General features: G+C 58.7%; 10 protein-coding genes. 3 read left to right on the top strand and 7 right to left on the bottom strand.

The features are described 5' to 3' along the window. The first annotated feature begins 105 nt into the window (after window positions 1-105). The gene (locus GOV88_RS08750) at window positions 106-1488 is read left to right on the top strand and encodes an adenylate/guanylate cyclase domain-containing protein (protein WP_171240169.1); all 1383 of its coding nucleotides are present in this window, start codon (window positions 106-108) and stop codon (window positions 1486-1488) included. Window positions 1489-1570: 82 nt separating this feature from the next. Here the strand turns inward: GOV88_RS08750 and GOV88_RS08755 are convergent, their stop codons facing one another. Together GOV88_RS08755 and mutY are read right to left on the bottom strand one after the other, a co-directional pair. Then, a complete protein-coding gene (locus GOV88_RS08755) occupies window positions 1571-2707 on the bottom strand; it encodes an alkane 1-monooxygenase (RefSeq protein ID WP_171124494.1) in 1137 nt (378 codons plus the stop codon). A gap of 59 nt (window positions 2708-2766) precedes the next feature. Beyond that, entirely contained in the window at window positions 2767-3822 is a 1056-nt protein-coding gene (gene mutY, locus GOV88_RS08760; RefSeq protein WP_171124492.1) for an A/G-specific adenine glycosylase, read from the bottom strand. An 81-nt stretch (window positions 3823-3903) separates the two neighbouring features. On the opposite strand from mutY, the gene GOV88_RS08765 reads away from it, so the two are divergent. Together GOV88_RS08765 and GOV88_RS08770 are read left to right on the top strand one after the other, a co-directional pair. After that, the gene (locus GOV88_RS08765; protein WP_171124490.1) at window positions 3904-4410 is read left to right on the top strand and encodes a DUF721 domain-containing protein; all 507 of its coding nucleotides are present in this window, start codon (window positions 3904-3906) and stop codon (window positions 4408-4410) included. A 14-nt stretch (window positions 4411-4424) separates the two neighbouring features. After that, window positions 4425-5087 (top strand): DsbA family protein, encoded by a 663-nt coding sequence (locus GOV88_RS08770; protein ID WP_171124488.1) that lies wholly within the window; start codon window positions 4425-4427, stop codon window positions 5085-5087. Window positions 5088-5122: 35 nt separating this feature from the next. On the opposite strand, the gene lpxK is transcribed toward GOV88_RS08770, so the two are convergent. From lpxK to GOV88_RS08795, 5 genes are all read right to left on the bottom strand, one after another. After that, window positions 5123-6121 carry a tetraacyldisaccharide 4'-kinase gene (lpxK, locus tag GOV88_RS08775; RefSeq protein WP_171240170.1) on the bottom strand — a complete coding sequence of 333 codons (999 nt, stop codon included), beginning with the start codon at window positions 6119-6121 and terminating at the stop codon, window positions 5123-5125. A gap of 4 nt (window positions 6122-6125) precedes the next feature. Further along, window positions 6126-7343, bottom strand: coding sequence for a 3-deoxy-D-manno-octulosonic acid transferase (locus GOV88_RS08780; RefSeq protein WP_171240171.1), 1218 nt, complete (start codon window positions 7341-7343; stop codon window positions 6126-6128). Beyond that, the gene (locus GOV88_RS08785; protein ID WP_171240172.1) at window positions 7340-8140 is read right to left on the bottom strand and encodes a 3'(2'),5'-bisphosphate nucleotidase CysQ; all 801 of its coding nucleotides are present in this window, start codon (window positions 8138-8140) and stop codon (window positions 7340-7342) included. The genes GOV88_RS08780 and GOV88_RS08785 overlap by 4 nt, the downstream gene beginning before the upstream one ends. Further along, window positions 8127-9473: a TldD/PmbA family protein gene (locus GOV88_RS08790; protein ID WP_171240173.1), complete on the bottom strand. Its 1347-nt coding sequence runs from the start codon at window positions 9471-9473 to the stop codon at window positions 8127-8129. Before GOV88_RS08790 ends, GOV88_RS08785 begins: the two co-directional genes overlap by 14 nt. 275 nt (window positions 9474-9748) lie before the next feature. Further along, the gene (locus GOV88_RS08795) at window positions 9749-11272 is read right to left on the bottom strand and encodes a DUF2125 domain-containing protein (RefSeq protein ID WP_171240174.1); all 1524 of its coding nucleotides are present in this window, start codon (window positions 11270-11272) and stop codon (window positions 9749-9751) included. Window positions 11273-11334 lie beyond the last annotated feature (62 nt).

Raw genomic sequence — 11334 nt, forward strand, 5'->3', positions numbered from 1 at the left:
GCACTAAGCCTTGCCCCGCCGATCTCGGCGGGGTCTTTTGTTTTTCGCATTCCCCTTTCGATGTGAGACTTCTAGGATGTGCAATGCACCGAAGGAGCTTCAGTCATGTCGGACACCGCAGCAAACGAAACTCGGTTCAGTCGATTTTTTGTGACGCGCCCGGATCAGTACGATCTGGATAACAAATATACCGAAGCCGCGTTAGAACGGCACAAGCGCGAAGGGCTGGAGCTGGCGGTCAGGGCGCGTTGGATCGCCATGGGTCTGACGGGAATATTGTTGATCTTCCTGAACCCGCATTGGGAAGTGATGTGGTATCATTTCATTCTGCTATTGATTTGCGCAAACGGCTGGTTGATCCGCAGGGCTGGTCAGGTTGGGCAATCGCGCACCGAACTTCTGCTGATCTTCGTGGACCTAGTGATCATGACCTTGGGCATGATCGTGCCCAACCCGTTCAGCGATGACGTGCGGCCATTGGCCATGCAGTACCGGTTCGACAACTTTCAGTATTTCTTCATTATTTTGGCCGCAGGTACGCTGGCCTATTCATGGCGCACGGTTGTTGCAATCGGTTCGTGGACTGCGTTGATGTGGACAGCGGGCTGGCTGATTGCGTGGTGGGTCTCGACCCCGATACCGGGCATTAGTGAACGTGTCGCGCAGGCTTTGTCAGGTTACCCGGATGTGGCTGAACTGCTTGACCCCAACAGCTTTATGCCGTCGCAGCGGGTTCAGCAGGTGATCGTGTTTATGATGGTTGCTGTAACGCTTGGCATCTCGATGCGGCGTCTCAATCAACTGCTGTTGACCAATGCCGGGCTGGAGCGTGAGCGTGCAAACCTGTCCCGGTATTTCTCGCCAAATGTCGTCGATCAGTTAAGCCAGAATGACGAACCCCTCAAACAGGTGCGTAAGGAAAATATTGCGGTTCTGTTCATTGATATTGTCGGATTTACCAAATACGCCGCCGGGCGCGACCCTTATGAGGTGATCGAGGTTCTACGCGGTTTTCACGCCCGCATGGAGACCGAGGTCTTTCGGCATCATGGGACATTGGACAAGTATCTGGGCGACGGGTTGATGGCCACGTTTGGAACTCCGGTCCCAACCCCGCTGGATGCCACGAACGCTGTGGCCTGCGCCCGCGACATGGTGCGTGTAGTCGACCGTTGGAACGTCGAACGAAAACGTCAGGGTGAGCCCGAAATTCAAGTGGGCATTGGTGTCCACTATGGTTCGGTCGTACTGGGTGACATCGGGGCAAACAGGCTGGAGTTCGCCGTCATTGGCGATGCGGTCAACGTTGCGGCCAAGCTGGAAGCATTGACCCGCGATTTCGGCGCGCGTGCCGTTCTGAGTGATGCAATAAACGTGCAATTGCAACAAGAAGGCCAAAACCTACCGGAAGTGATGGAAGGTTTTGCCAAGTACGAAAACCAGACAGTACGCGGTGTCGAGGAGCGGATGGACGTCTGGGTGCTATAGGGGCGGTCTCCCGCCGATTTCATGTACATTAAAGGTGCGAACAAATTCGTTGGGCCGGGCAGCGCGCTGATGCGCGCTGCGGTCAGGCCCTTGGCAAAGGATTTCGCGACGCGTTGTAGGGCGCCCAATCGGTGATTTCTGGATAATATTGCCGTCGCCAGGCCCGAACACGCGGGTTCATGACCCGGCGCCAAAGTGGTGGGACCATCGCGGCGACCGTCATCACCGGATAGCCAAATGGAAGTTGCGGCGCGGTGTCTTCCGAGTGATGTTGCAACAGCGGAAACCGGCGGTTGGGTTTGTAATGGTGATCCGAGTGCCTTTGCAGGTTGATCAGCAGCCAGTTGGACGCCTTTTGCGATGCGTTCCAAGAATGGCGCGGTAGAACGTGTTCGTATTTTCCATCACCCAGGTGTTTGCGCGTCAAGCCATAGTGTTCGACATAGTTGACCAGCTCAAGCTGCCAGATAGCGACGCCTGCCTGAAGCAGGAATAGGGCCAAGCCCGACCAGCCACCAATCAGAAATGCCAGCAACAGCATCCCACCCTGTAATGCCCAATACCGCCAGAAGGGGTTGGCGAGGTCGGTCCAGGGGCGGTTCTTGCGCGCCAGCTTGTCCTTTTCGGCGCGAAACGCCGACATCAGGCATTGCCACAAAACGCGGGGGTAGAACCGGTGAAACCCCTCGTTATAGCGCGCGGTTACGGGGTCCCGCGGGGTGCCGACATAACGGTGATGGACCAGCAGGTGTTCGGACCGGAAATGAGAATACAGGACCATCGCCAAAAGGATGTCGCTCAGCCAGCGTTCCAATCGGCCCTTTTGGTGCATCAATTCGTGGCTGTAGTTGATGCCGATCGTGCCTGAAAGAACACCCATTCCAAAAAACAGGCCGATTTTCGACAGTGATGACAGGTGATCCGTATGCGATGCGTACCAGATCAGGCCATAGAGAGTCAGAAACTGCGCCGGAACCCACGCTTTGGTCAACAGGATATACCATCGCAAGGTTGCGTCAGAGGTGTCGGGATCTGCGTTCCCCAGCTCAAGCCCCGTCAGCCGGTCCAATAGTGCAAAGGCCCACCAGGTCGACAGCGGCACCAGCAAGACCCACCATCCGCCCGCAAATGCGGTGATCCAAATCAGCGGGATCAGCAGGAAAGATACCCAGAACGGGAGGGCAGATTGCCAGCGACTGAGGGTTTCTGCTGCGATCATCGAGTGGCTCCGAACGATTGCGCCAAGATTAGTCCTAGTCTGGTATTCCGCACAATGGGTTACCGTGCGCGCCAAAGGTCATGCGCTTTGCGCATGACGGTCGGCAGATCGCTGGGTTGAAACCTATGTTTTTCCACGACAATCAGGTCTTCGGGACGCAAACCTCGGGGAAGCTGGGTGGTCCAAATTTGCAGGATCAGGTGGAAATGGGTGAACGTGTGGCGCACCTCACCCGAAAGCCGCTGCCATTCTGCTGGAAACGGAGGGGAATTCTCGGGCGCGTCGGACCAGTCCGAGCCCGGCCAGCCCAACATGCCACCTAACAGGCCTTTGTCCGGACGCCGTTCCATCAGCATGTCGCCATTTTCGGCCTGAGCAATATAGATATGCCCGAATCGCGTTGGTTTCGGTTTCTTGGGGATTTTCCGAGGCAGGTCAGCCTGAGTTCCGGCGCTGCGCGCCTGGCAGGGGTCGCGCAAAGGGCAGATGCCGCAAGCCGGGGACTTTGGCGTGCAGATTGTTGCCCCCAGATCCATCACCGCCTGCGCATAGTCGCCGGGTCTGCTGTCGGGCGTCAACACGGTGGCATGTTCCTTCAATACCGGTTTTGAACCCGGCAGGGGATCGTGAATATCGTAAAGGCGGGACATGACGCGTTCGACATTCCCGTCGAGCACAGTTTCGGGCCGGTCAAACGCAATCGCCGAGATTGCGGCAGCCGTATATGGGCCGATACCGGGCAGTTTCAGCAGGGCGTCATAGGTGTCGGGGAACGTTCCACCGTAATCATCTGTCACCACGCGCGCGCATTTCAACAGATTGCGGGCGCGGGCGTAATAGCCCAGCCCGGCCCACTCTGCCATGACTTGATCGTCGGGCGCTGATGCCAGAGCCTGAACGGATGGCCAGCGGGTCGTGAAGCGCAGGAAATAGTCCCGCACGGCAGCAACCGTGGTTTGCTGCAACATCACTTCGGACAGCCAGACGCGATAGGGATCGGGCTGCACCCCCGCAGCCCTGTCCGCAGGCCCGACCCGCCACGGCATTTCCCGCGCATGGCGGTCATACCAGGCCAGCAATTCCTTGCTTACGTTCAAATCGGCAGAGTCACGCAAGTTTTATGTATCTCCGTGTCGGGTTTCGCTGGCGCCCAGTGTCCTGCCCTTTACAATAGCGGCGCAGGAGTTGGAAACCAGATGCAGCGCAGACGTTCTTCGACCCGCGGGTTCAAACGCACCGCGACATTGCTGAACGACCAGATCAGGCACGCCGGTGAAAGCCGGGGGTTCGCCGTAACACGCCTTTTGACTCATTGGGCCGAAATTGTGGGTCAGGACATGGCCGCGATCGCGCGACCTGTGAAGGTTGGCTATGGAAAAGGCGGGATGGGGGCCACGCTGACTGTGCTGACCACCGGGCCGCAGGCTCCGATGCTGGAAATGCAAAAGGAACAATTGCGCGGTAAAGTGAACGCTGTCTACGGCTATAACGCGATCAGTCGGGTACGTATCACGCAGACAGCTCCGACCGGATTTGCCGAGGGGCAGGCCAGTTTCGACCACAAGCCGAAAGCGCCAAAACCCAAGATCGAACCAGAGATTGCGGCCGAGGCGGACCGCGCCGCGCGGGATGTTCACGACGGTGATCTGCGCGCAGCCCTTGAACGTCTGGGCCGTAACGTATTAACCAAACAAAAACGCTGAGAAAGGGCCATGACATGAGCCGTATTGCAACCGGAATCTGCGCGGCTGTCGCCATAGCCGCTGGCGGCTATTGGCTGTCGCTGTCCAATTCAAACTCTGCCTATCCGCTGATCAGCAGCGCCGAAGCGCAAGAGGCTGATCTGGACACATCGACCATCGTGGAAATGACACTGGGCGCCGAGGATGCCCCGGTAGAGATCATAGAATACGCATCCTATACCTGCCCGCATTGTGCAAATTTTCATGCTGGGCCGTACAAGCAACTGAAGAAAGACTTTATCGACACCGGTAAGGTCAAGTTCATCTATCGCGAAGTGTATTTTGACCGCTACGGCCTTTGGGCTTCAATGGTGGCGCGCTGCGGCGGGCCCGAGAAGTTCTTTGCTATTTCCGATCTGATTTATGATGGCCAGCCCGAATGGACCCGCGCTGGCGGCCCGGCTGAAATCGTGGATGAGCTGCGCAAGATCGGTCGTCTGGCCGGTATAGACAATGACCAGTTGGAAGCCTGCCTTCAGGACGGAACACGCGCGCAGACGCTGGTGGCCTGGTATCAGGAAAATGCCGAACGCGATGGCATCCAGGCAACCCCGTCGTTCCTTGTGAATGGCAAGAAGGTCGACAACCAGTCTTACGATGACTTCAAAAAGCTGATCGAAGACGAGCTGGGAAGCTAAGTCTTGGGATGGCCGGTCTTTGGACCGGCCACAGATCAAGGTGAAGGGGCGGCTTGCAGAAGCAATTGCTTGACTTTGTCGCCCTCGTTCACGTTCAGGCGCACCGGCAGGGTTATGACTTTGCTGCGAAACGCGACAGGCAGGCGCACGGCATCCTTCTCTGTCGTAACCATCTGCGCCCCAAGCGCGCGCGCCTCAGTCTCGAGCCGCGTCATTAGTGCTGGCGTCAAGGGCTGGTGATCATCCAACGCTTCGGCACGCAAAAGGGTGGCACCCTGCTGGCGAAGGGTTGCAAAGAATTTCTCGGGATGGCCAATACCAGCAAAGGCCAGCACAGGCGTATCGGCCCAGTCCATTCCTGTTTGCAAAGGGGCAACCGCGCCGGTCGCATGGGGTACGGTCAGGGCGTTTCCCCAAGTATCCGCGAACTGGTTCTGCGCGTTTTGCTGTCCCAACGAAAGCACAAGATCGGCGCGTTTCAGGCCAATGTCGACGGGTTCCCGAAGGGGGCCAGCAGGAAGACACTGGCCGTTTCCAAAACCCCGCTCCGCGTCCACAACGATGATCGAGAAATCTTTGGCAACAGACGGGTTTTGAAACCCGTCATCAAGGACGATGACCGTGGCGCCTTCGGCTGCGGCAGCGCGCGCACCTGCCGCGCGGTCCTTGGCGACCCAAACATCTGCAAATGCTGCAAGGAGCAGCGGTTCGTCACCAACTTCGGCGGCGGAATGTTTGGCGGGATCAACCCGAACAGGGCCTTCCAGCGACCCCCCATGTCCACGAGTAACCACATGCGTTGTGTGCCATGCGTCGCGCAATTGTTCGATGATCCAGATCACGGTTGGGGTTTTGCCCGTTCCACCCGCGTTCAGGTTACCGACGCAAATGACGGGCACACCGGGGTTCAGACCCGGCCCCGAGGCTACCCGGCGCGCGGTGGCGGCTGCGTAAATACGCCCCAGCGGTGACAGAACCCGCGCTTGCAGGGTCAATCTGTCGGGAGTGGTGTTCCAGAAGTCAGGTGCTCGCATCAACTCAACTCCGCTGATCCAGACAATCCTGCACGATGTCGATCAGGTGATCTGCCTGGGGTGCGCCCTCGGTCACGATCTGCCATCCGGCCAAGGCCATGTCCGCTGCGCAATCCGGGGCCAGAAGAGAGACAACGGCATCACCAAGCTCAGTCGCGGATTTTACGGTTCGTGCCGCATTTGCCCGGTCCAATTGATCGTACAGTTGCTGATGGCGATGCACAAATGGGCCGTGAATGACCGCAGAGCCAAGCGCGGTCGCGATCAGCGGTTCCTGTCCGCCCGCGCCGCGTTCCAGAGAACTGGCCATGAAGGTCACAGGTGAGACACGTTGCCAAAGACCCAGATCTTCAGGCTCTGCCGACAGGATGACCTGAGTGTTGTCTTCGATGGTTCCGCCATCGTCCCAGTTAATACAGCGCAGGTCCATGGATTCCAGGCGTCTGTGCAACGGACCGGCTTCGGAAATGTCGGCGACGTGAAGGATAAGCGCCAGTCGGGGCAGCATCCGCATGGCCTGACGATGCGCGCTGAGGACCGAGATGAACTCTTTGTCCTGAACCCATGCCGCCAGCCAGACCGGTCGGCCCGAAAAGGCATGCGTCATCTCGATCAACTCGTCTTCCGGCCAGGGGCGTGGGTTGGGGCTGACATGCAGGGGCGGAGAGACCTCGGCCTTGGACGAGGAGACACCCAACCGGCGAATATGGCGCACGACGTCCGGCGTGGTCGCAAGGATCGTGTGGAAACAGTCAAACGTATATCGGGTAATGTCCGGCAGCCAGCGCCCACCGCGTGCGACTTTGATGTCGACTTTAGCCTCGATCAGGATCAGGGGAATATCCCGCTCGGATGCGCGGGTGATCAGGTTGGGCATAAGCCCGCCGCCGATCCAAAGCCCGATATCCGGGCGCCAATGGTCCAGAAAAGCGCGGGCCGCACCGGTTTGTTCCGCAGGCAGATTAACCAACGGATGCGGGCAGGCATCCCATCTGGAAAGATCCGCCTCGGGCGGTGCAGACATGATGATCGAAAGTGTAGGGCGGGATTGCCGCAACCGCTGGCAAAAGTCGACGGCCGCGCGTTGCCGGTCCTGTGCTCCGACGTGGATCCAGATCACCTCACCATCAGGTCTGGGAATATAGGGATCGTCTGTCGCGTTGGGCACGCCCCAGGACAGGATGCGATACGCTGCAAGGCTGAGTGAGCGCGGCTTGCTCATGGGATAATCCCCGAGCCCCGCGGGTCAAGCTGTTCGAAAAGCAGATCGTGAACGGCAGTGCCAGCCGCAATAACTCCGGTCAGTCGGGGATGGGGGTTGTTGAACCGCAACGGCTGTCCAGCACGGTCCGAGCATACCCCACCCGCCTCACGAATGATCAGGTCCCCGGCGGCGATATCCCATTCCCAACTGGGGCGAAGCGTCAGCATTCCGTCGAACCGGCCCTGAGCCACAAGCGCCAGACGATAGGCCAGCGAAGGTCGATAATTGCGAAGGAACTCGGGCGGGTGACCGTGCAGCCAATGGCGTGCGTCCAGATTGGGTTTTGCAGCCAGTATTTCGGCGGACTTCAAATCAGTGACGCCAGATACCCGGATCGGCGCGCTGTTCAGCGTCGCGCCTTGTCCCTTGGCGGCCGCATACAGCAAATCGCGACGCGGCAGGTAGATCACCGCCGCCGTCACCTCGCCATCTTCGGCAATGGCCAGAGAATGCGCCCATGTGCGCGACCCTTCGGCAAAACTGCGTGTGCCATCAATCGGGTCGATGATGAACACGCGGGATTTGCTCAACCGGTCCTGCGAATCCTCGGTCTCTTCGCTGAGCCAACCGTAACCGGGCCGGGCGGCAGGAAGATCCCGTTCAAGCATCGCGTTGACGGCCAGATCAGCCTCGGTGACCGGTCCTGCGCCATCCGGTTTGTCCCAGCGCCGCGCAGAACTGCCCGTGTAGCGCGTGGCGATCTTTCCGGCCTCCAGTGCGGCATCAATCAGCAGAGGCAGGTCAGTTGCCGGCAAGTGTCATTCCTTCGATCAGCAAGGACGGAACCACACGGGACAGGTATGTCCGCGCGTCGTTTGCCGGAATGATCCGTTCGAGCATATCGCGTAAGTTGCCTGCGATGGTGCATTCGTTGACCGGATAGGCAATCTCGCCGTTTTCGACCCAGAAACCGGATGCACCGCGCGAATAGTCGCCCGTGTTCGGGTTGATCGTCGATCCGATCATTGAAGTTACAAGCAACCCTGTGCCCATGTCGCGCAGCAATTCCGCTCGGCTTTGATCCCCTTGTGTCAGGCTCAGGTTCCAGTTGCTGGGCGATGGTGGGCCGGACACGCCCCGCGCGGCGTTCCCGGTTGATGCCATATCAAGCTTGCGCGCACTGGACAGGTCAAGGGTCCAGCCGGTCAGGGTGCCGCCTTCAACGATGGCCCTGCGTCGGGTGGGCAGACCTTCGGCATCGAAGGGGCGCGAACCCGAAATACGCGGGCGGTGCGGGTCTTCGATCAGCGACAGGTGGTCAGGCAGAACCTGTTCACCCAGACGATCGGACAGCCAGGATGCGCCACGCGCGATGGCCGCGCCGTTGCTGGCCCCCAGAAGATGACCAATCAGCGATGACGAAATGCGCTCATCAAACAGAACCGGATACGTCCCTGTTGCGGGTTGGCGGGCGCCGACCTGTTGCACGGCGCGTTCTCCGGCACTTTGGCCGATATCAGCCGGGCTGCGCAGGTCTGACTGGAACGTGCGGCTGTCGCCGTCGTAATCACGCTCCATCCCGGTGCCTTCACCCGAGATCGCAACGCAGGATGTGGATCGGCTGCTGCGCACATAGCCGCCGGAAAACCCGTTCGTGGCGGCCAGATGGACGCGATGCGTCCCGTATGAGGCGGCCGCGTCAGAAACTTGAGTAACGCCCTGAACGGAAAGCGCCGCTGCCTCGGCCGCCAGCGCGTCCTGCATCAGATCTTCGGCAGAAGGTTCAGCTGTAGGGTCAAAGAGTTCCAGTGCCTCAATGTCCCAATCCGTTGCAAGCTGGTCAGATTGGGCAAGGCCTGTATAGGGGTCTTCGGGTGCTTCACGCGCCATGGCAACAGCGCGTTCGGCCATAGCCTTCAGGGTTTCCGGGCGGCTGTCCGAGCTGGAAACAATAGCTTGGCGTTTCCCGAGAAAAACGCGCAGCCCCAAATCGGTACCTTCCGACCGTTCCGCATGTTCCAGCGCCCCGCCACGGACCTCGACCGAGACCGATGATCCGTCAAGCACGATGGTATCTGCTGCTTCGGCTCCGGCTTTTATGGCCGTTTCCAACAGGACTTGGCTGATGTCTTCAGGTGTTCGGGTCATGAGGTCTCCGGTCTGTATATATTGGACCTAGCGTTGCACCGCGCCGCTCGCAAGACCTGAAGCCGGGCAAGGGCGAATCCGGAATTCAAACTATGGTGCAAATTGGACCCTGGTGAGGTTTTCGACGCAGCTCCAAGGGTCGCTGATCACGGCACATTGCCTGAAACTATGGAAATCAGCTTGCCGGATCGGGCCTGTGCCTTCGTCCGTCAATCTGATCTGACAGCCTGGCAGCAGCGTCGAGAGAAGGCCGGTTGGCCTTCTCTCGCAAATGGTTACTTGAGGCGTTGACCGTTGGCCACGATATGCCCGTCTTCGGTAAACTCGATTTTCGAGTTCAGCGTATCGGGTTCTTCGCCGGGAACAGCCATCAAACCCATCATCATCCTCGCGCCCAGTGCGTCGCTGTCCGAAATCAGGCCCATGCCGATCAGTTTGTCGATCAGTGTATTCGCGCCAGTCAGCGTCAGGTTTGCAGCCCCTGTCGGGTTAGGCAATCCGCCTAGTTCCTCGGTGTTGCTGTTGTCGAAGGTAAAGTCACCGGTACCCGTCAACTTTGCCCCGACAAGCGAGATCAGCAATTCGTTGATCTTGAGAGAGTGCAGTTCGCCCGGCGCGTCTTCGGCAAATTCCAGCGATTCTACGGCTTCGGGATCGAAGAAGTTGGTCAGGACCTTGGCTGTGCCCGAAGTATCAATCGAAATTGTGGCCGGATCGCGCGGAAGTGCGCCCGCCGGATCAAACATGCTCCACAGGACGTCGGACATGGTGAAATCGGTCATGTTGATGGCAAATCCAAAGGGCTGGATTTCTTCGGACTGCTGAATGGGAAACTCGAACTTCAGCCCGGCATTGGCCATTGCTATTTCGATCGGGAAAGGAAGATCGGCGGTTGTCACAGCCAGTTTTGCGCTGTTTTGCTCTACGTCATAGGCCAGCCGCTGTGCGTCAAAGCTGGCGGCAAAGCGGCCGCCCTCGGACTCGCTGCCCATCGAGAACGCCTCGCCATCGCTGGTGCCCGCCATCACGGTCGTGCCAGAGCCGTATGTGAACAGGCCCGAAAACTCGAACCCGGCTTCGTAAAAGGCTTGCGGGTCCGACGTGTCAAAATCGGACGGGATCACGCTGGTGCCTTCAAAATCAAGCTGGCTGAGGTTGCCGTCGATCTTTGCGGTTTCGTCGCTTTCGGGATCTTCGAATACCAGACCATAGGTCAGTCCAGCGGCCTTGAACGTCTGATCAACACTGCGGTTTTCGCCAACCTTCATCCGCGAACTGCCGGTCAGGTCGTTCATTTCCATATTGGCGCCAAGGATATCGCCGGGCATTTCTTCACCGTTGACCTCTACACCATCCAGCTTGATGCCAAGCGAGGCTGCGGAATAGTCATAGGTCATATCTTCGGGCGCCCCGGATACAACCAATTCAAGACTGTTATGGGTGTAGAGAATATTGGCCGAGAAAGTCTCGCCCTCACCCTCGCCTGAAACGGTCATGGGGAAGCTTTCGGGGAAACCGATGCTGACAGTCCCGTCCCCGTTTTCGGTAAGGGTCATCTGCGGAACCAGCATCTGGAATGTGGCGTCTTCCTCTGGCAGAGCCATTGCGATGCTCATGTCGCTGACGCTCGTCACGTTTCCGTCTACGGATTGTTCGCGGGACACGGTATATCCCATCTGGGTAAGATAGGACTGCCAGTCGTTCCAGACATCCTGCGCGGTCAAATCGGCCAGCGCGCCCTGAGTCACAATGGCATAGGCAAATACTGCGCCGCAGCTACGGCGAAGAAAAACGGACATTACAGAACCCTTCTTGATAAATCTTGCGCGCATCGTCGTGTCTGTGGCGGCGGGCGTCAAGG

Source organism: Ruegeria sp. HKCCA5491, assembly GCF_013034565.1.
Lineage (GTDB): Bacteria > Pseudomonadota > Alphaproteobacteria > Rhodobacterales > Rhodobacteraceae > Ruegeria.

Coding starts and splice junctions, on each gene's coding strand:
- GOV88_RS08750 (WP_171240169.1), top strand. CDS start 106: ATGTCGGACACCGCAGCAAACGAAACTCGGTTCAGTCGATTTTTTGTG.
- GOV88_RS08755 (WP_171124494.1), bottom strand. CDS start 2,707: ATGATCGCAGCAGAAACCCTCAGTCGCTGGCAATCTGCCCTCCCGTTC.
- GOV88_RS08765 (WP_171124490.1), top strand. CDS start 3,904: ATGCAGCGCAGACGTTCTTCGACCCGCGGGTTCAAACGCACCGCGACA.
- GOV88_RS08770 (WP_171124488.1), top strand. CDS start 4,425: ATGAGCCGTATTGCAACCGGAATCTGCGCGGCTGTCGCCATAGCCGCT.
- lpxK (WP_171240170.1), bottom strand. CDS start 6,121: ATGCGAGCACCTGACTTCTGGAACACCACTCCCGACAGATTGACCCTG.
- GOV88_RS08780 (WP_171240171.1), bottom strand. CDS start 7,343: ATGAGCAAGCCGCGCTCACTCAGCCTTGCAGCGTATCGCATCCTGTCC.
- GOV88_RS08790 (WP_171240173.1), bottom strand. CDS start 9,473: ATGACCCGAACACCTGAAGACATCAGCCAAGTCCTGTTGGAAACGGCC.
- GOV88_RS08795 (WP_171240174.1), bottom strand. CDS start 11,272: ATGTCCGTTTTTCTTCGCCGTAGCTGCGGCGCAGTATTTGCCTATGCC.